This is a genomic window from Segatella salivae DSM 15606, assembly GCF_000185845.1.
In the GTDB taxonomy this organism is placed as follows: Bacteria; Bacteroidota; Bacteroidia; order Bacteroidales; family Bacteroidaceae; genus Prevotella; species Prevotella salivae.
Genome location: NZ_GL629647.1, coordinates 2,695,765 through 2,715,979 on the forward strand (window position 1 = coordinate 2,695,765; position 20,215 = coordinate 2,715,979).

The following is a 20,215-nucleotide window of genomic DNA, read 5'->3' on the forward strand; positions in this document are numbered from 1 at the left end:
ACCCCTAACGATTGATAAAATAAGTTGAGGCAGATTATGGTGTAAAACATGGCACTTTATCGTGTAAAATGATGCAGATTACACGGCAATTTGCATCATTTCATTTTGCCGTTCATTAGGGTTGAAAACATGAGGTGTGTGAGGATGAATCACCACAACAAAGCACTTATGGTGTTGGTGTGTATAGTTCATCATCGGATTGATGTCTATACATAATAAAAAAAATGGCTTCTGACATGCCCTCTAATAGTAGGAAGGCATGCAGAGCCATTAATATTGCGATTTATTTTCAGTTGAAAGTCGCTTTATCGGATATCCAACCGCTTAGATTTTATATTCAACAAAGGCTTCCATTGCCTCGTAACAAGCAAGTCCTAAGTCGTCATATAATTTAGCCGTTGCACGGTTTCTGTCTTCTGAACGCTGCCAGAACAGACGCTCATCATTGCCCAAGAATGGCGCACTTTCCATCTGACTTTGATGCTTTAAGATTGAGATTCGCTTAGCACGAAGCTCTTCTGGGCTCATCGGTACACACATTTCGATGTTCTCTATCTCCCATTCTGCCCAAGCACCACGATACATCCACACCTTACATTCCTTCAACCAATCAGCCTTTGCCTCCTTTTCTAAGTCGAGAGCAGCAAGTACTGCATCGGTACATTTACGGTGTGTGCCATGTGGATCGGCCAAATCGCCAGCTACATAGATTTGGTTTGGCTTGATAGTAGAGATGAGTTTGCGAACAATCTCTACGTCTTTTTCGCCCATTGGGTACTTCTCTATCTTGCCAGACTCATAGAAAGGCAAGTCAAGGAAATGCACATGATCAAGTGGAATCTGATTGAATGTGCTGGCAGTACGGGCTTCTCCGCGTCGAATTAGGCCTTTTATTGTACGCACATCAAGGCTGTCGATGTCACCTTCTTTCTTGTTTTGCAAGAAGTGTTTAATCTCTTTGTACTTAGACTTAATGACTTCGTCTTCTCCATTGCTAAAGAGTTGGTTGAAACCATTAATGAAATGCATGAAGCGTACTACCTCTTCATCACCTACTGCGATATTACCTGAAGTCTCGTATGCTACATGTACGTCGTGACCTTGTTGCACTAAGCGACGTAAAGTGCCTCCCATGGAGATGACATCATCATCAGGATGTGGTGAGAACACAATCACTTTCTTTGGGAATGGGTTTGCACGCTCTGGACGATATGTATCATCTGCGTTGGGCTTTCCACCTGGCCAACCCGTGATTGTATGCTGAAGATCATTGAATATCTTAATGTTTGCATTGTAAGCAGAGCCATATAATGCCAACAACTCACTCAATCCATTCTCATTATAATCCTTATTGGTCAGCTTAAGAATAGGCTTTTTCGTGATTTGGCAAAGCCAAACGAGGGCAGAACGAACGAGTTTATCTGTCCATTTGCATGAAGCCACAAGCCAAGGATGCTCAATTCGTGTCAACTTTGAAGCCGCAGAGAGGTCTATAATGACATGAGCGTTGTTGTGAGTTTGTAGGAATGAGGCTGGAACGGCATCCGTAACCTTGCCTTCAACAGTCTTCTTGATGATGTCAGCCTTTTCTTCTCCCCAAGCCGTTACATAGATTCTGCGTGCAGAAAGAATTGTGCTTACACCCATAGTGATAGAACATGGTGGCACAGACTCTTGTGAACCAAAGCTCATCTTCATCTCTTCACGTGATGTTTCGTCTATAAGAATAAGACGAGATGTTGTAGTTTGGCTGGAACCAGGCTCATTTGTCGCGATGTTTCCCATTCGACCGATACCCAAAAGGATAACATCTAAACCACCAAAGCTTTTGATGCGCTGTTCATAAAGATGGCAATATTCTTGTACATCGTTTTGATTGATTGTGCCATCTGGGGTATAAATGTTCTGAGAATCAATGTCGATATGGTCTAAGAACCTATCCTTCAGCTGATTGATACTGCGATTTAGGTTCTCAGGAGTCAATGGAAAATATTCATAAGCGTTAAAGATGATAACGTTCTTAAAGCTTAGTTTGCCAGCCTTATGACGCTTAATGAGTTCTTGGAAGATTGGAGTCAGCGATGAACCAGAACCAACGGCCATGACATAATACTTTCCTTCCTGCTGCTTATGCTTTATTTCAGCCTCAAGTTGATTGACAATACTGACACTTCCCTCTTCAATTGTCGGGTAAATATCGGTTGGAACCTTCTCAAAACGTGTGATTTCAGAACGTTCTACAGCTGTAGCGGGGCGATAAAATGCTTCAGGTACTTTGTTAAGTACTATCTGCGAACTTAGATTTAACTTCATTATAAGTTCTCCTTTTCTATGTTTTTAAAGTATTTGTAAGTTTCAACAGTGAGCTTGTCTGTGGCTGCTTCATCGCAAACGATAATGCCGTGTTCATGCATTTGCAATGCACTGATAGTCCATTTCTGGGTGATTCCGCCCTCAACGGCAGCGCGAAGAGCTTCTGCTTTGTGGTGACCATTGACGAGAATCAACACTTCTTTTGCATCCATTACAGTGCCGACACCCACGGTTAAAGCGTGAGCAGGAACCTTTTCGGGGTCATTCTCGAAGAAACGAGAGTTCGCTATGCGTGTGTCTGAAGTCAAAGTCTTGACGCGTGTACGTGAACGAAGTGATGAACCGGGTTCATTGAAGGCGATATGTCCGTCAGGTCCTATGCCGCCTAAAAAGAGATCAATGCCTCCTGCCTCACGAATCATGTCCTCATAATGCTGACATTCGGCCTGCAAGTCTTTGGCATTACCATTCAATATATGGATATTCTCCTTCGGACAATCAATGTGTTTAAAGAGGTTTTCAGCCATAAAAGAATGATAACTCTGTGGATGTGACTCGGGAAGTCCTACATATTCATCCATGTTGAAAGTCACAACATTTTTGAAACTCACTCTTCCTTCCTTGTAAGCCTTTATCAATTCTGCATACATTGCTTCTGGAGAAGAGCCTGTTGGCAAGCCAAGTACAAAAGGTTTTGCATTACCTGAGGCTGCATTTATACGCTCAATAACATAGTTTGCAGCCCATTTCGACAACTGTTCATAGTTGGGTTCTATGATTAATCTCATAACTTTTGGTTTTAATTTTATATGTTTGGGTTTAATATTTCTTTGTTATCATCCTATATTGTGATGCTTTTGCATGAATGCATTGACTCAAGTTGTTGCCTCATTCTTTGCTTTTTCCGTTGTTTCGGGATAGCTAAAAGGTACAAACCACGTGATTAACAATGCGGGAATTGTACATATCAACACCATGATAAAGAAGTGTTGATAGCCTATTTTGTCGCAGATATAACCACTAATCATACCTGGTAACATCACACCTAAATTCATTATGCCGCTGGCGAAAGCGTAGTGAGCCATCTGATGCTTACCCGGCGCGACCTGTTGCATCATGAACAACGTCAAGCCTACAAAGCCAAAGCCATATCCAAAGTATTCCATTACAATGCCACCCCCTATTAACCACATACTGTTAGGCTGATATAACGCCAAGAAAGTATAGGCAACGAATGGTATATTGAATACAAGCGCGAGCGAGAAAAGGCTCTTCTGGAGCCCGCGCCAAGCAATGTAATAGCCCGCGAGAATCGAACCAATGACAAAAGCGGCTGCACCGAACGTGCCATAATATACTCCTATCTCTTGCTCGCTTAGCCCTAAACCTTGTGATATGCGTGGAGCTTTGAGGAAAAGTGGTACAATTTTTATCACGAATCCCTCGGCAAAGCGATACAAAATGATAAAACAAATATAATAAACGATATGCTTTTTCGTGAAGAAGTCAAGGAAAACTTTCAGCAATTCGTCCATAGACTTGCTAAGAGATGTAGGCTTTCTCTCGCTATCTTCATTCGAATTAGGCAGTATTGCATAATGATATACACCCACAACAACCATGATTACGGCGATAATCAGCATGATAAACATCCACGCTTTAGTCACTCCATAGTGCTTAATGAATGTACCTGCGAGATAAACTAACCCACCTGTTGCGGCAATTTTAGCAATATTGTAAAATGCTCCCTGCCATCCTATCCAACGTGCTTGCTCATCTTTCGACAAAACCGATATGTAAGTACCATCTGCAGCGATATCATGTGTGGCCCCACTCAATGCAATCACCGCAAAGATAGCTATCGTTATGGCAAAGAAATTCGGCAGATTCAGTGCGAAAGCTACCAATGCAAACAAGATGCCGGTTAGGATTTGAGTCAATACAACAAAGAACTTCTTGGTCTTATATATCTCTAAGAACGGGCTCCATAATGGCTTTAAAGTCCATGGAAACATAATCAATGAAGTCCAAAATGTGATTAATCCATCCGAAACACCCATCCCTTTATACATCAAAGCGGTAACCATGTTGAGCACAACATAGGGCATTCCCATTGCAAAATATAGCGTAGGAACCCACGATATAGGGCTATGTTTCTTCTGTTTTGACGTTACTTCGGTTGCTTTATTCTTAGAGTTTAGTTGCATTTAAATGTTAGAATTATGATTAAAAGGCGCTCAAAGATACACATTAAACCGCAAACAGAACCATATTTAACTTTTATTTACCTCGCTAAACGCATGCGCTCTCCCCACCACTAAATACATTTCGTGCCTGGTCTGCTTCATTTCATTTCTCCATGCACAACTATATGGCTGCTCTTCAGCCTTGTTCAACGACATAAAGGCGTGCTTTTAAAAAGATAATTGTTTGGTAAATTCAACATAAACTCCTATATTTGCAGCATAATATATAACGAAATTAGCAAATTATTACTATCCAAATCTATGAAAACGAACCCTCGTTCACAATTTCTTAAATATGCTTTGGCAACCTCATCAATGTTGTTTGCCCTTGCAAATCCATTGACATCGCAGGCTCAAGAGCACAACTTTGTTCTTATAAATCCTACAGATTCTCCTGCCGACATTGTTAAAAAGGCGGCTCATGTGACTCCTTCTGCGCGCCAATTCAAATGGCAACGCCAGGAACTTACAGCCTTTCTACACTTCGGAATGAACACTTTTACCAACAGAGAGTGGGGAGATGGTAAAGAAAATGAAGCAATTTTCAACCCAACGGCACTTGATGCAGACCAATGGATACGTGAGTTGAAGGCTGCCGGCTTTAAGTGTGCCATCCTAACTTGTAAGCATCACGACGGCTTTTGCCTTTGGCCATCGGCTTATACGACTCATAGTGTGAAACAATCTCCATGGAAAAATGGCACGGGTGATGTCGTTCGAGCCGTGAGCGATGCCTGTCGGAAGTATGGAATGGACTTCGGCGTTTATCTTTCTCCATGGGATCGCAACTCAAAACTATACGGAACAGAGGCTTATAACGACTATTTTGTCAACCAACTCACCGAGCTTTTGACGCATTATGGCAAGGTAAGTGAGGTGTGGTTTGATGGTGCTTGTGGAGAAGGACCTAACGGAAAGAAACAAGAATACGACTTCGTTCGCTGGTATAAGCTTATCCGTCGTCTCCAACCTGAAGCCGTTATAGCTGTCATGGGGCCTGATGTGAGATGGGTAGGAACCGAGAGTGGGCGTGGACGTACAATGGAATGGAGTGTTGTTCCAAGAGAAAACCTTGACCAAAATGCCATTGCTGCCAACTCACAGAAAGAGGTTTTGGCTCAACCAACGGGTGACATGATGGGACAAGACCTTGGTAGTCGTGCAGTCATTGCTAAGGCTAAGTCGCTCGTTTGGTATCCCGCTGAGATAGATGTATCTATCCGTCCCGGCTGGTTTTACCACGAAACAGAAGACCATAAGGTTAAAACAGCAAAAGAGTTGATGGACATTTATTTCACGTCTGTAGGCATGAATGGCGTTCTTTTGCTTAATATTCCACCAAACAAAGAGGGTAAATTGAGCGAGAAAGACGTTGAAAGTCTGCGTGCTTTCCGTCGTTTATATGATGAAACCTTTACACATAACCTGCTTTCCAAGGCTAAAGTGACTTGCAATTTGACGCAGGGTAAACCTCGTTTTGTTGTAGATGGCAACTACAATACTTCGGTTTTGCCCGACACAAAGGCTGGAAAGGCTGTATTTACGTTCCAATTTAAGAAGCCAACAACATTCAATGTGCTTTCTGTTCAGGAGGATATTCGCAAGGGACAACGTGTAGAAGCCTTCACACTTGAAGTGAAAAACCAGCACGGAGCATGGCAAAAAGTCACCGAAGGAACGACAATCGGGCATAAACGTCTATTGAAATTCCCTAACGAAACGGCAAGCGAAGCGAGACTCACCATTAGTGAGATGCGCGCTGTTCCAGCCATTTCGGAAATCGGACTCTATCAACTGAAAGAATAAGGTCATTCACCTATTTATATAGGTGGCATGTCAACTGACCGCTAAATTTGGCAATTAGCGAGACCACAAGCGTGGCATGAGGTGGCACAACAACGCGTTAACGCACAAAGAGACTAACGCATTGTTGTGCCATTTTCTATTTATCATTTGTAACATTGTGTTGAATGGAGATAAGGCTCTATTCTCCTTAAAGAGGTTTATACCGCCAGTTATTAACCTATGGAATGCTAAGCATCACAAGCTTATTTATGGAGCATAGTGCAAAAGGTTATAGTTTATAACTTGCTTTCAATCAAAGTATTACATCATTAGATAGGTGTCAAGTTGTAAAACATAACAAAACACCTTGTAATCTGCATCATTTTACCTCACAATCTGCCTTATTTTACACGATAAAGTGACGTGTTTTGCGCCATGATTTAATCGCATAAATAAGGGTTCATGCCTGATATCAGCGCATGAGTTGTTAACTTTTGCTTTGCTGATTAAGGCATGAACCCCTATGATTAGAATGTTATGAAAACTGGGTTAGCTTATAAAAACGTTATTTCTCCAAAGAAATCAGGACGGTGGAAGTCGGGTTTTGCAATGTCAATTGGGTTCCATGAGAGGAAATGTGCACGCTTAGTTTTGTCTCCACACTTATAGAAGTTAGCGCGCATTGACTTGTTTGATAGTTCCGTGAGCTTGTGTTTAAAGAACGAATCAACAGGAACGACAATGGCAAGTTCCCAAGTTTGCGGTTCGTTTCTTATGCCAAAAGGCTTTCGTCCGAGTGTTGTCCAGCGGTCAATCGCTTGAAGAATAGCGGTCGGAGCAGGTGTTCTGTTCTCTCTCGACTTACCATTGCAGAGCAAAACTGTACCGATGCAGTTTGTCTCTATATTGTAATAGCCTTCTTTTTCGTCAGGACTAACGAAGAATTCACAGCAGGAATCCTCCCACACATGACCGAGATCTTCGCCCGCTTCGGCCCGCACACTGTCTTCATTCACACGATAATGAATCATGATTGCATTGCCTTTGTGCGCTATTCCAAATTCAACGTTTGGACAATAAGGGTATTCTTCGGGCCAGTCTACAGTGTCAATTTTATGATATTCAACATCAAAGGTCTTGAACAATGATGGGATTTCTTCAGCCTTTACTTGCTGAATATTCAGTCGTTTTACTTCAATCTTTTTCATTTTACAACGATTTTATATGCACGTCTCCTGCCTTTTATGCAGCAGTTGAGCATGATTCGTGAATAAAGCAATGGGCGTTGAAGATGCTATTGATATGAAAGTATCGTGTTTGTAGCCTGCAACGCCATTGCACTTATAGGCTAAACTATGGTCTGTCAGCTGGTTTTACACCAAACTTTGAAGGCTTGTTGCCCATGAAAAACTCTAAGGTTCCACCACGAACAATGTCTTTAAAGTCGATGTATGAACGCGAATAAGGCTTTCCATTGAGTTTAACACTCTGGATATACATATTCTCTTTGCTGTTGTTATGTGCGATAATGCGGAACATTTTGCCTTTACCTACGTTCATCGTTGCCTCATCAAATAGTGGCGAACCAAAGACATAACGCCCTCCAGCGGGTTCAACCTGGTAGAAACCTAAGGAAGAAAGCACATACCATGCAGACATTTGACCCACATCTTCGTTACCACTCAGGCCGTCGAAATCGTCATGATACATCGTGCTTAGCACCTCGCGAACGCGTGAAGCGGTTTTCCATGGCTGACCAGCATAGTCATAAAGGTAGATAACATGATGGCTTGGTTCGTTCCCATGAGCATATTGTCCAATCAAACCAGATATATCTGGTGAGGCATCCTTCCCCATATCACCTTGCACAATGAATAGAGAGTCGAGCTTGTTTGTAAAGGGTTTGTCGCCACCGAAAGCCGAAATGAGTCCTCGAACGTCATGAGGAACGAGCCAAATGTACTGCCATGCCGTGCCCTCTGTATAGTCGTCAGCGCGGTGAATGGCTTTAAAGGGGTTGAAAGGAGTGCGGAATTGTCCCTTCGAATCAATGGCACGCATGAACTTTGACTGCTTATCGAAGTAGTAATCTCGGTAAGCTTGGCTTCGTTTTAGAAAGTACTTATAATCCTTTTCGTCTTTTAACACCTTGGCTAATCGGGCAATGCTGCCGTCAGCTAAGGCATATTCTAAGCCCTTTGCAACCGTTTCATTGGTTGGATCAAGGTCATAAGGAAGATAACCATACTTTTTAATCAAGTCCAAACCACGGTCTCCGTTGAGTTGAGTCTTTTTAGCGGCTTCCAAAACTGCATGCTTATCCACGTCAAAACCTTTCAAAGCGATGTCTACAATGACTGGAACTCCGGGGTTACCTACCATGCAATCAGTCTCATTTCCCTCAAGAAACCACACGGGAAGTCGGCCTTGTTGTTTCGCAATATGAAGCATAGTCTGGGCTATGTCGCGTTGTTTCTCGGGATGAATCAGCGTCATCAAGGGGTGAGCGGCACGGTAAGTGTCCCACAAAGAGAATGTAGTGTAGGGGGTAAAGTCACCGTGATGAGTCTGTCCATCGGCTCCTCTGTACTCGCCATTCACGTCATTGAACACCGAAGGTGCAATCATTGTGTGATATAAACTCGTATAGAAGATGCGCTTATCTGTCGTGTTATTGGTCTCTATATCAATCTTAGCGAGCTCCTTGTTCCATGCATCTTTCGCCGCTGTTACTATGGCGTTGAAGTCCCAACTCGGTGATTCTTGCTGAAGATTCTTACGGGCATTGTCGATGCTTACACTCGAAATACCCACCTTTACCATGAGTGGTTGGCCAGTAGTTTGAAACGAAAGTACACTCAACGAGTCTCCTTCTTGCTCCTGATGGGTAATGGGTTGTGAGAACTCGGCTATGAAAAAGACGCGTTGATCCTTAGCCCAGCCCTTGGAAAAGCGTGTTCCTATGATGGTGTTTTGACCCTCTTGTTTCATCGAACAGTCTGTCATCTTGTCCCATCCAATACCTTGTGAGAGGTTGAGAACTACGTGTTCCTGACGTACATCAGCTGGAAACGTGTAACGATGGAAGGCAGTACGTGGTGTGGCGGTAAGCTCAACACGCACTCCATTGGCCATAGTTACCGCGTAATATCCTGGTGTTGCATACTCTGCACGATGTGAAAACTTCACCTCACGCGTATCAGATTTCGTCACAGGTAGAAGCCCAATGTCTCCTAAATCGCCTATACCCGTGCCGCTAAGGTGCATCTGTCCGAAGCCAACAAGAATCGAATCACTGTAATGATAGCCTGAACACCAGTCCCAACCCTGGGTCTTTTGTGTCGGACCGGCTTGGATATGACCAAACGGAACGTTAGCACCGAGGAACACATGTCCGTGTCCTCCCGTGCCAATAAAGGGGTTAACGTATTGTGTGTAGTCATGCGTTGTTGGCTGAGTTGCCGCTTGTAGGCCTGCACATACAGCGAGTGGGAGCATCAATCCCAATAGTTTTTGTTTCATATTGAATATCATTTAGTTGTTGTTTTCTATTTCTTTTTTCTGCTGTTCTTTTTGAATCGTTTTCTGAAATGCCTCATTTTGCCAAGCAAAACACATCATATTAGCGTGTGAAATGCGTCATCTTATGTTGTGAAATGCCTCACTTTGCATCGTGAAACAAGTCACTTTGATAAGTTACTGATTCCTAAGGATTTATCTATGTGATTCATTCCGTCAAGCAAACAGGACCTCTTTTCACCACCTTGTGTTTTATCTTAACTTTTGTTTCCCCTGCAACGAGGTCTTTAAGTGGGATGGCTTGGAAGGTCATCTGTGCCACACTGCTCTCATAAAGAATGCCAACCGTCTCACGATCTATCATGGTTAGGCAGCTATATCCCCAGCCGTAACCATCATCTAAGAGTACTTGATGAGCACAATCCCATGTTTTTCCATCGTCAAAGCTTAACTTAATGGTGATATTTTTGCGTTCTTTGGGGTCATTAGGATTAGCAAACAACAAGATGTTCTTACCGAGAACATTGTCTTTTGCACGTACACTGATGAGGCTTCCCATGCAGATTGGTTCCTGCAAAGCCTTGATATTAGAAGGATGTTCAATCCAAGTTTGCCCTAAATCTCGCGTGGTATACACGGCTCTTCCCCCTCCGCTTTGGTTTCGCATGTTAAGCATTAGCTCACCATTCGGTAGTTCTGCCACCTGCGCTTCAGTCGTATTATTGCATGCCGGCGAAGAGATGGCCCAACTTTCTCCATGGTCTTTGCTGTACATGATACCTGCATGAGGCACTCGATTCTTATCAATGAACTGCATGGCAAATACAAGTGTGCCGTCTTTACAAGTGATTCCGCGGCCCGGTCCTTGGAAGAAGAAGAACCATTCTGGCTGTTTCAATTTTGCCGTTAGATTGATTGGAGCCGACCAAGTGCGTCCATCGTCGGTGCTCTTTGTCATGACTAATTGGGCTGTTTTGGTGCTATCCATGCCGGGTTGTGAGCTTACCCACGCCCTCTGATTCCCCATTCCATGAGCCCAAGCGGCTACAATCCAGATGTTGTTATTGGTATTATCCACAAGGATTGCAGGGTCTCCAACGCCATTTTGGGCTGCAGGCAGACCGCCAGTCTCCCCAAAAGCCAACGGCAATCGCATGGCTTCCCACGTTGTTCCGCCGTCAGTGCTGCGACTAAGGCCTACATCTATGTGCTCTTGTAGGTCGACACTGCTGTTATATCTCACATCATATACGCCGAGAAGTGTACCTTTGTTGGTTGTCACTAAACCTGGAATGCGATATGCAGAGACGTTATCGTCGCCGGCATGTCTAACACCTATGCCCATTCTTCGATTCATATCCGAAGCCGAAGTGTTGACAATCGGTAGTGTCTTTCCATCTGCTTTGGCCTGTGAAATCATGGCATTCAACCTTGCTTTTATAGGCACATTGGGTTGCATTTCGATACTAACCCAGAAGTAGTTTACACCCGGAAAGAGAAGTTGTTGGGCTTGTAAGGTGAAGCGATGTGTGGTGGGTTGAAGTTTGCTTTTCAGCACAACATAAGACGGAATGGCTTGCAAGGTCTTGCCGGGAGTAAAGTTTGTGATATAATCTACAGGCGCAAAACGTTTCTGTTTGCTGTATTGTTGGGCCTCAGTTCCACCATAATATAACTTAACGGCTTTCACATATTGAAGCGGAAGCCTATCATCGAAGCATAGTTCGATGTCGTCTAATCGCTTCGTTTCTGTGGCATCGAGTCGCATTAACAATAGAATGTTGTCATGACGCTCTATTAATATGGGCACCTGTGGTTGCTTAATAAATAAGGTGTCGGCTGCTTTTGCATGGAAACTGCAGAGCAAGAGCAATGCAAAGAGAAGTTTTTTCATTTATAATTTATTTTCTATTAATCATGATTTCATCAATGAATAGCCAGCTATCTGGTTCATGAAGTTCAGCCTTTATATGCACATAGCGGCCCTTAGCCAGTCCTTTCCAATGATAAGGATAGATGAGATAGCCTCCTGTTGGTTGGATATCACAACGTGTTTTGTCAACTTTGGTGAAGTTTTTCCCGTCATTCGATACCTCAATTTCTACTGAAGAAGGGGTGTAAATCACGCTTGCTGGCTGTTGCATAAAATTGATTTGGACGTCTTTTATGTCTGTAATCTTCTCCATATCTATAATGACATCCACGCCCTTTGGGTCTATAAAGCCTTGCCATTTGCCTTCAGTGTATCCCCAGTTTCCACCGATACCATTCGTCAAAGTGTTATCTCCTTCGGCACGATATTGGGGTGCATAGTGGCTCAGATAAGTCACTTTCTTATGCAAGGCCTCATGATTCATGCCCGAACGAAACTCTTCTCTGTCCCCTTTTTCATGTGCTAAGTCGAAGGGATGATAGCCTTTTTGTTTCAAGAAGTCAATGGCATGGAGAGCCCGTTTGCGGAAGTTGGCATAGTCCTTTGGTCCACTTGTCCATCCAATCTCAGCCAAAGCAAGTGCTCGGGGATAAATCATGTATTCGAGATGTTCGGCAGTTGGGATGTATTCTGTCCATGCATTACCTTGCAATCCCTCTATGTTTGCCTCAGTTTCTGGTGTCTTACAGCTGTCGGGAAGAGGCTCATAACTGTATGTTTTCTCAAGCGTTACGTAGCCACCTTGTGCCCGTGGCTGTGTCATAGGTGCGTCTTGATAGTGGTCAAGATAACAAAAGGCGCCGGGAGTCATTACAACTGGGTGACCCTTTTGAGCGGCTTCGAGACCTGCTTTGAATCCTCTCCATGACATGACAGCGGCATTTGGTGCGAGCTTTCCTTCCATAATTTCATCCCATCCCATGAGTTTTCGGCCATGACGGTTAAGGAATTGCTCTATCTTCTCCGTGAAATGACCTTGTAGTTCGGCTGTTGTCTTGAGCCCATTAGCTTGCATTTCACGTATACAATCAGGGCAAGTAGCCCAGGTTTTGCGTTCGGCTTCGTCGCCACCGATATGGATATACGTTGAAGGGAATAGCGACATGACCTCTGTAAGCACATCTTCTAAGAAACGATATGTGCTATCTTTGCCCACACAAAGGTCGGACTGACCATGCACTTTGCCTTCACATGCCAGCTCAGGATAGGCCCATAACACTTCATTACTATGCCCGGGCATCTCTATTTCGGGAATAACTGTGATGTGGCGAGCAGCTGCATAGGCCACCAAATCACGCACTTCGTCTTGTGTATAATATCCTCCGTAAGCACCGGGAGTATCTTTATGGCAGAACTTTCGGTCGCCTTCGTTCCACCATTTCTGCCAATCCTCCTGCGTTCTATAGGCAGTTTCTGAGGTCAATCGAGGGTATTTCTTACTTTCTAAGCGCCATCCTCCGCCATCAACTAAGTGCCAATGGAAGCGATCGAACTTGTAATAAGCCATTGCTTCGATTTGTTTTTTGAGCACATCTATAGGGAAGAAGTGGCGAGAACAATCGATCATAATGCCTCGGTAGGCGTATTTTGGCTGGTCGGTAATATCTACATAGGGCAGCTTTCCATGGTCTTCAAGTTGTCGAAGCGTTTGAAGTCCATAGAAAAGTCCCATAGATGTTGGCGCTTTTATGGTGACTCCACGGCGTGAAACCTTAAGTGTATAGCCTTGAAGTCTTACATTGTCTGAGGCTAAACGTGCCTGTTGGGCGTTTCCTGTGCATATAAGTTGAAGGTAACCTCCTGCATCTTTGTGCGCAGAACGTAGTTTCTTTGGGTTTAATTTGAGGCTTTTCGTCTGAGGAATAAAGGCTTTTAGTTGTGCAAACTCTTTTTCGTTGAGGTTTGTCATGACGCCTTTCAACTGACTGATTGCCAATGTTCCTTCAGTTTTTACGATGCTTTGAGGCTTTGGAATGAGGTTTTGTGCATGACCGACAAAGCTGAAACATGCAGTCAATAGAGCGGTAATACCAAGGATTGTGATTTTTTTCATTTCATCAAGGGTAACAATGTGTGGCATTCTTTGATACGAATGCCACGACGAAAACATTTATTTTAATGTGAATTTCAATACACCTGCCTTCACCAAGTCACTGTGACTGATGCGATAGTTGTGCCAAGGCTTGCCATCAACTTCCATCTTTTCAATGCGAACGGCATTGGGATTGCTTCGCTTAGTCTCAATAACGAGCTTGTCTTTTCCCCATTGTTTGGAATCAAGATGTAGCGTAATCTTATCAAATACAGGTGAAGTGAGGGTGTAAGCTGGCTCTCCCGGGCAATCAGGATAAAAGCCAATCATGCTAAAAATGGCCCAAGCTGACATGGTACCTGTGTCATCATTGCCCGGAAGTCCTTCGGGATTGTTCTTAAAGTAGGCTTTAAGAAGCTTGTGAGTCAATACTTGTGTGCGCCACTCTTCACCCTTAAAGTAAGAGAAAAGATAAGGATATGCGATGTTAGGTTCGTTGGTTGGGTCATAGTTTCCACGGTCAAAAACCGATTGAAGCTGGCTAATGAAGCGCTCTTTTCCACCCATCAACTTTGCCAATCCATAGATATCATGAGGTACATAGAACGTATAGTTCCAGGCATTTCCCTCATGGAAGCCCGGAGAAGGCTCCCAATTGGCTCCTTGAAGCGGATTAAACGGCTTGTAAAACTTACCATTCGGTGTGATAGGTCGTAGCATATTGAACTCTTTACTAAAGTAGTTGCGGTATCCTAACGACCTTTTATAGAAGAGTTTTGCATCTTCTTTATGGCCCAAAGCCTTGGCAAGGCGAGACAAAGCGTTATCAGCAACATAATATTCTAAGGCATGTGACACTGAATTATCAAAGGAATCACGCAGTGAAATGTATCCTTTCGCCATGTATTCATTGTTATCTGGGCGCAAAGGATTATGCTTTTCGTCAGTAGTTGCCCCCTTTTTCATTGCTGTATAGGCTTTGTTGATGTCATAACCCCGTAGTCCTTTCAACCAACAATCAACGATAACAGGAATCGAAGGGTCTCCTTCCATCGTGTAAGTCTCACGTCCATACAACTCCCATTTAGGCAACCAACCGCATTCATCGTACATACTGATCATGGTTTTAACCATATCTCGTTGCCTGTTTGGATAGAGAAGGGTCATCAGTTGATGTAGGTTTCGGTAGGTATCCCATAGAGAAAATACTGTATATCGATTGCCTTCGTGTTGCTTTAAGACCTTATTGCTCTCCATAGCAGGGTAATCTCCGTTGACATCTTGAAGGATATTAGGGTGTATAAGCGTATGATAGAGCGCCGTATAGAATATTGTTTGCTCGTCTTTTGTACCCCCTTCAACTTCTATTTGCTTAAGATCGGTGTTCCATTTCTGGCGTGCTTCTTGTGCAATGTCATTGAAATCCTTTCCTTTTTGCTCTGCATTCAGGTTCTCACGAGCATTGGCTATGCTCACAAAAGATACGCCAATCTGCACTTCAACGACTTCATTCTCTTTAGTATTAAAGTTTAAGTATACGCCAATATCATCGCCTGCAATCTCTTTTTGATAAGCCGTGTAGAGCTTAAATGTGCCTCTATCGGGAAACCATTCAGCCTGATTGTCTGGCCTTTCGCGTTGTTTCTTCCAGTAACCCATACTTTCTGGCACCTTATTTACACGCATTACGAAATAGATTGGAAACACTGCTTGCGCATAATAGCAAAAGGCGCCTTGCAGTTTAAAGCCTTCATATTCCGTCGGACTAACCTGTTTAACCATTGCTCCCGATTCTTTCGTGAGCCCTTCTCCTAAGTTTAATAAGATGTGTGACTCTCCTTTAGGGAATGTAAAGCGTTCACAAGCGGTGCGAAGTGTGGCTGTAACCTCTGTCTTTACGCCGTGTTTCAAAAGGAAATTGCTGTAATATCCGGGGCGAGCTACTTCATCTTTATACCTACTTCCATAGTCGTGGAAGTCTACATTGAGTTTTCCGGTCGTGGGCATCAATAGTAATGAGCCCATATCGGGACAGCCAACACCACTCAAATTGACATGAGAATAGCCTGTAAAGAATATGTTATGATATTCATAAGGGGTTGACCACCAGCGTGAATCTTTATCATATTTATTCTCGTTGGAACCCATAACATTAAACGGAACGACTGACATCAGACCATTGGAGCATATCGCTCCGGGGTTGGTTGTGCCGAAATTAGACGTTCCAATGAAGGTGTTTACCAAGTCAACAGGTTCAACTTTCTGGGTCTGAGCAGCCTTCATGGTGCCCAAACTGCATGCCATACACAAGGCAAGGATGAGGTTTCTCTTCATAATGAAATTGGTTAGTAGCTGAAAGCTGTATGCTTTTCAGTTGCAAAAAAGTATTGCTCGCATGATTCGCGCATACAAATTGCCCGATCGTTCATCATCAACAATGATGCAATGTGTTTATTTCGTAGTGTTATCAAATTAGGGAATACATAACTTTTACATTCAAAGTCGCTCATCATGGACTACAGTTTAAGCCATGTATTCCCTTGTTTGCTGTTGAAAACCAAACAGAACTTGTTTTGTTCTCAGCCTTTAAGCTTTGATATTGTTATGTTTTATGTAGTCAACGATTTCTCGAATATAGCCAAATGCCAGTCCAACCACAGTATCGGCTGCACCATAATATACGGCCACACGCTTGTCATCGTGGAGTGCTGCACATGGAAATACAACGTTAGGAACGTCACCTCGCAACTCATAAGGTGCGTTTGGAGCTAATAAATAAGGTTGAGTGCGGTAGAGAACTTTATCTGGTTGTTCTCTGTCTAATATGGCGGCACCCATTGAATAGCGGTATCCGTTGCAGGTGTTAATAACTCCATGGTAGAACAATAGCCAGCCTTCATCGACTAAGAAGGGTACAGGACCGGCACCAATCTTTGTACATTGCCACGCACTTTGAGGGAAAGGAGTCGGTGACATCACGCAGCGATGCTCACCCCAATACTTTATATCAGGACTGAAACTGAGGTAGATGTCGCCAAAAGGTGTGTGTCCATTGTCGCTGGGGCGACTCAAAAGGGCATACTTTCCATTGATTTTCTCAGGGAAAAGCACACCATTTCGATTGAATGGAAGAAAGGCATTCTCACACTGATAGAAGGTCTTGAAGTCGAAAGTATAGCCAATTCCTATCGTAGGTCCATGGTAACCATTGCACCAAGTAATCCAATAACGGTCCTCAATCCATGTTACTCGCGGGTCATATTTATATTCTGACTCAATCATGTCTGTGTTTCCAGCTTCAAAAACGATAGGATCTTCGTTGATTTTCCAATGGATTCCATCATTACTGAAGCCTGCAAAAATGTTCATTTGCACAGCTTTGTTGTCACAACGGAACACTCCTGCAAAGCCGTTTTCAAACGGAACGACAGCACTATTGAATATACTGTTCGAACAAGGAATGTCATATCGGTTGATGATGGGGTTCTGACTATACCTCCACATCACATCTTTGCAGTCTTGAGGGCGGTCTTCCCAAGGCAAAATCTCATTTAAGTTTCTCATTATATAATTGTTTTCTCGTTTTTAGTTCTGTGAGTTTTATCGCATAGAATCAGTAAACAAAGATAACTCTTTTCTGGGACATATAACGTGATTTATTAAATATTAATCCGTGAAAACAATTCTTAACGCTCATTGTTCTCGTTAAACAATATCCTACGTAATTATTTTAACGTGAATTCGACGAATTCACGTTAAAATGGATGATTTCATTGTTTATATTTATCAATATTCTTTGTCCACGGCAATGCTTTCCCATTAGAAAAAGATTGCCAAATATTATTTACATCAAATGTTTTAAGATTAGATAATCGACAATCTGATGCAAATAAAAGAAAGTCTTTTTGTGTCTTAAAGCCATAAATCCTATTCTCATTAGCATTAATAATAAACCATGCTTCTTTGACTGGCTGTCCGGAAACTATCGGTTCTCCTTTACAATATAATAATATATACGGAGGATATACGCCCACTCTCTTAACATCGCTCGGTCCCTGTATGTTTTGAATAGTTGTCGGAGGAATTTTTGTATCTACAATCCACTGGACATTATCGGTGCACGTTACTTCGAAAGGTTTAATTAGAGGTATCCTCATGTAATCCCAACCTGAAGTCCTTGTATAAAAATCCTCTTTGCTATCTTTTCTGTTATTTGTATTTGTACAACAACAAAAGAGTACAAAGGAGAGATACATTATTAATTTCATTTTTTTATTTGCCATTTTGCTTCTATTGTTATTTTGTCATTACCGGTTGTGTAATTTCAACTGTGTCAAGGCTCTAATCCTTCATATTTTACCTCATTTGGATGACACGATTTTTAATCGTGCCAGTCAGATGAGGAATCTTCCTTCCGAGACAAAGTTACATAATCTCAAAACGTTCTCCAAATTTTATTGCTAATTGTTGTGATATTGTATAGCATCAGGAAAGCCTTTCAGACCGTCAACACAGCATATCAGTATATCCCGGACACCTCTGTTCTGAAGGTCGCTTAGAACCTCTAACCAGAAGTTTGCACCTTCACTCTTGGAAACAAGCCCGAACCACAAGTCATTCCACGAGTATGTCCTTACCTGCCATGCCAGCAGCCACAGGTCGGTATTGATTGCCTCCTGCTTCGTCACCACCTCGTAAAGAAGCAACCTCAAAAGATCTCTTTCAACCAAAATGTAGTACCTTTGTGTCGCAGAATCAGCATATTGCATAAAAGTTTGTCAACATAATATGAATTCAAAACAGAAAGTTTTATTTGTCCTATTAGACGAGTACACAGATTGGGAGGGCGCCTTTCTCTCTACGGCGCTCCATGTAGGAGTTATACCCGGAAGCGAGGTAAAATATAGCGTTATTCAGAGAGTCATTGAAAGGGATTTTCAATTAAATTTTCAGCTCTTTTCTAGATATTAATGACAGATAATAGGGGAAACGTTTGTATTCCTCCATTTTTTATGTGCCGGCGAATAAGGCTAACCTCAAAATTCCATTCAGCAGGTGGTGCGAAATGAGATTCTGACCTCAAAATTCCATTTTGCAAGTGGTGGAGAATGAGATTTCGACCTCAATATTCCATTTAGCAAGTGGTGCGGAATAGGATTTCGACCTCAAAATTCCATTTAGCAAGTGGTGTGGAATAGGATTTCGACCTCAAAAATCCATTTTGCAAGTAAAAATGAAGCGAAAACGCTTGGATTCTTGTAATCTTTTATTAAATTTGAGCAACTATTTTTATTAACCTCTAAACAAAAATCAAGATGGAGAAAGTTCGCATTATCAATCTACAGAAGTTGAACAACGCTGAGTATGCCTATTTTGCTCAGCAAGTGAGTAACCTCATTCACGAAGGTACAGCCGAGAAACTGCACGTCAGCGCCGCAACGCTGACCGCTTTCGATGCCAATCTGAAATTGCTGACGGACATCGTGGCGCAGAGCCGCATTTCGGATGAGACCGCCGATATTGTGGCGGTGGACAAGGAAGCCGACGACCTGATAACCTACATCCTCTCGGCCATCCGCAGCGCCAGGCAGAGTCCCGTAGCCGCACAGAAAGCCGCTGCCACCACGCTCTACAATGCCACGAAAATTTATGCCGGCATCCAGCGAATGGCGCAGCGGCAGGAGGTGCAGCAGGCACGCGGACTGCTCACCGACCTTGCCAAGCCAGAGCTCAAGGCGCATGTTCAGACGCTTGCCCTGCAGGCCGCAGTGGACCAGTTGAAGACGACCGTCGACCGCTATGCCACGCTGCTCGAAAGCCGCTCCGCGTCGCAGGTGGCTGCCGACCTCGGTGCCGCCAAGCCTGTACGCGAAAAGATGAACGACGAATACGATGAGATGACCACCGTGGCCTTCGCTTTCAGCATCGCCGCGCCGGCTGCCGAGCTCACTGCGTTTATCACCAAGCTCAACAAACTCATCGACGACACCGCCACGGCCTACAATCAGAGCCGAGCACAGATGAAAGTCACCAAAGGCACGACATCGGGCGGAAAGAAGTCCGAAGAAGTAAAGCGCGTGCAATCGCTCATCGCCGCCTATGAGCAGGAATCCCACCTCACGCCGGGCGTGATGAAGTTCACCGGCCTTGCCACCGGCACAGGCTCGGAACGTGCCTACAAGATGGTGACCGACGATGTGGACAATCCCTTCTGGGTGCGTATCGCGGACGGCAAACTCGTGGATGTGGAGTTTAAGATTCAGCCCGGAGAGCCGGGAGGTCTGACGGTGGAGAAGCTGAAGTAACACAGCTTCCTATTGAAGTTCATTAAAAGAAATCCCGACGAAAGATTTGATGTCCTTGCGTCGGGATTTGCGTTTTCAAGCC

General features: G+C 43.5%; 12 protein-coding genes and 2 pseudogenes. 3 read left to right on the top strand and 11 right to left on the bottom strand.

Features of this window, described 5'->3' with window-relative positions; all coding sequences use genetic code 11:
- Nucleotides 1-324: 324 nt before the first annotated feature.
- The 3 genes from HMPREF9420_RS10575 to HMPREF9420_RS10585 all read right to left on the bottom strand — a co-directional run bounded on the left by HMPREF9420_RS10575 (nucleotide 325) and on the right by HMPREF9420_RS10585 (nucleotide 4,520).
- Nucleotides 325-2,313, bottom strand: a complete 1,989-nt coding sequence (locus HMPREF9420_RS10575) for a glucosamine-6-phosphate deaminase (RefSeq protein ID WP_007135670.1) — start codon at nucleotides 2,311-2,313, stop codon at nucleotides 325-327.
- Nucleotides 2,313-3,101, bottom strand: coding sequence for a glucosamine-6-phosphate deaminase (gene nagB, locus HMPREF9420_RS10580; RefSeq protein WP_007135671.1), 789 nt, complete (start codon nucleotides 3,099-3,101; stop codon nucleotides 2,313-2,315). The genes HMPREF9420_RS10575 and nagB overlap by 1 nt, the downstream gene beginning before the upstream one ends.
- Nucleotides 3,102-3,188: 87 nt before the next feature.
- Nucleotides 3,189-4,520 carry an MFS transporter gene (locus tag HMPREF9420_RS10585; RefSeq protein ID WP_007135672.1) on the bottom strand — a complete coding sequence of 444 codons (1,332 nt, stop codon included), beginning with the start codon at nucleotides 4,518-4,520 and terminating at the stop codon, nucleotides 3,189-3,191.
- Between the two features lie 300 nt (nucleotides 4,521-4,820).
- Between HMPREF9420_RS10585 and HMPREF9420_RS10590 the strand changes: the two genes are divergently transcribed.
- Nucleotides 4,821-6,365, top strand: a complete 1,545-nt coding sequence (locus tag HMPREF9420_RS10590; protein ID WP_007135674.1) for an alpha-L-fucosidase — start codon at nucleotides 4,821-4,823, stop codon at nucleotides 6,363-6,365.
- A 533-nt stretch (nucleotides 6,366-6,898) separates the two neighbouring features.
- Here HMPREF9420_RS10590 and HMPREF9420_RS10595 read toward each other — a convergent pair.
- The 8 genes and pseudogenes from HMPREF9420_RS10595 to HMPREF9420_RS13990 form a co-directional block, all read right to left on the bottom strand.
- On the bottom strand, nucleotides 6,899-7,552 hold the full coding sequence (locus tag HMPREF9420_RS10595) for a carbohydrate-binding family 9-like protein (protein WP_007135675.1): 654 nt from the start codon (nucleotides 7,550-7,552) through the stop codon (nucleotides 6,899-6,901).
- Between the two features lie 145 nt (nucleotides 7,553-7,697).
- Nucleotides 7,698-9,878 (bottom strand): GH92 family glycosyl hydrolase, encoded by a 2,181-nt coding sequence (locus HMPREF9420_RS10600; protein ID WP_007135676.1) that lies wholly within the window; start codon nucleotides 9,876-9,878, stop codon nucleotides 7,698-7,700.
- A 193-nt stretch (nucleotides 9,879-10,071) separates the two neighbouring features.
- A complete protein-coding gene (locus HMPREF9420_RS10605) occupies nucleotides 10,072-11,757 on the bottom strand; it encodes a sialidase family protein (RefSeq protein WP_007135677.1) in 1,686 nt (561 codons plus the stop codon).
- Between the two features lie 7 nt (nucleotides 11,758-11,764).
- Nucleotides 11,765-13,849: a glycoside hydrolase family 20 protein gene (locus tag HMPREF9420_RS10610; RefSeq protein ID WP_052297301.1), complete on the bottom strand. Its 2,085-nt coding sequence runs from the start codon at nucleotides 13,847-13,849 to the stop codon at nucleotides 11,765-11,767.
- 57 nt (nucleotides 13,850-13,906) lie between these two features.
- Nucleotides 13,907-16,162 carry a GH92 family glycosyl hydrolase gene (locus tag HMPREF9420_RS10615; protein ID WP_007135679.1) on the bottom strand — a complete coding sequence of 752 codons (2,256 nt, stop codon included), beginning with the start codon at nucleotides 16,160-16,162 and terminating at the stop codon, nucleotides 13,907-13,909.
- Nucleotides 16,163-16,414: 252 nt separating this feature from the next.
- Nucleotides 16,415-17,392, bottom strand: coding sequence for a glycoside hydrolase family 130 protein (locus tag HMPREF9420_RS10620; protein ID WP_007135680.1), 978 nt, complete (start codon nucleotides 17,390-17,392; stop codon nucleotides 16,415-16,417).
- Between the two features lie 206 nt (nucleotides 17,393-17,598).
- A complete protein-coding gene (locus HMPREF9420_RS10625) occupies nucleotides 17,599-18,111 on the bottom strand; it encodes a hypothetical protein (protein ID WP_007135681.1) in 513 nt (170 codons plus the stop codon).
- 195 nt (nucleotides 18,112-18,306) lie between these two features.
- Nucleotides 18,307-18,426: pseudogene (locus HMPREF9420_RS13990) on the bottom strand (transposase); the annotation flags it as partial.
- Nucleotides 18,427-18,616: 190 nt separating this feature from the next.
- Here HMPREF9420_RS13990 and HMPREF9420_RS10635 point away from each other — a divergent pair.
- Nucleotides 18,617-18,739: pseudogene (locus HMPREF9420_RS10635) on the top strand (glutamine amidotransferase); the annotation flags it as partial.
- Between the two features lie 404 nt (nucleotides 18,740-19,143).
- Nucleotides 19,144-20,133: a DUF6261 family protein gene (locus HMPREF9420_RS10640; RefSeq protein ID WP_007135684.1), complete on the top strand. Its 990-nt coding sequence runs from the start codon at nucleotides 19,144-19,146 to the stop codon at nucleotides 20,131-20,133.
- The last annotated feature ends 82 nt before the right edge of the window (nucleotides 20,134-20,215 follow it).

Excerpts from the sequence above, each read along its gene's own strand:
- HMPREF9420_RS10640 (WP_007135684.1), top strand. The coding sequence starts at position 19,144 with ATGGAGAAAGTTCGCATTATCAATCTACAGAAGTTGAACAACGCTGAG.
- HMPREF9420_RS10610 (WP_052297301.1), bottom strand. The coding sequence starts at position 13,849 with ATGAAAAAAATCACAATCCTTGGTATTACCGCTCTATTGACTGCATGT.
- HMPREF9420_RS10595 (WP_007135675.1), bottom strand. The coding sequence starts at position 7,552 with ATGAAAAAGATTGAAGTAAAACGACTGAATATTCAGCAAGTAAAGGCT.
- HMPREF9420_RS10600 (WP_007135676.1), bottom strand. The coding sequence starts at position 9,878 with ATGATATTCAATATGAAACAAAAACTATTGGGATTGATGCTCCCACTC.
- HMPREF9420_RS10585 (WP_007135672.1), bottom strand. The coding sequence starts at position 4,520 with ATGCAACTAAACTCTAAGAATAAAGCAACCGAAGTAACGTCAAAACAG.
- HMPREF9420_RS10605 (WP_007135677.1), bottom strand. The coding sequence starts at position 11,757 with ATGAAAAAACTTCTCTTTGCATTGCTCTTGCTCTGCAGTTTCCATGCA.
- HMPREF9420_RS10575 (WP_007135670.1), bottom strand. The coding sequence starts at position 2,313 with ATGAAGTTAAATCTAAGTTCGCAGATAGTACTTAACAAAGTACCTGAA.
- HMPREF9420_RS10625 (WP_007135681.1), bottom strand. The coding sequence starts at position 18,111 with ATGGCAAATAAAAAAATGAAATTAATAATGTATCTCTCCTTTGTACTC.
- nagB (WP_007135671.1), bottom strand. The coding sequence starts at position 3,101 with ATGAGATTAATCATAGAACCCAACTATGAACAGTTGTCGAAATGGGCT.
- HMPREF9420_RS10615 (WP_007135679.1), bottom strand. The coding sequence starts at position 16,162 with ATGAAGAGAAACCTCATCCTTGCCTTGTGTATGGCATGCAGTTTGGGC.
- HMPREF9420_RS10620 (WP_007135680.1), bottom strand. The coding sequence starts at position 17,392 with ATGAGAAACTTAAATGAGATTTTGCCTTGGGAAGACCGCCCTCAAGAC.
- HMPREF9420_RS10590 (WP_007135674.1), top strand. The coding sequence starts at position 4,821 with ATGAAAACGAACCCTCGTTCACAATTTCTTAAATATGCTTTGGCAACC.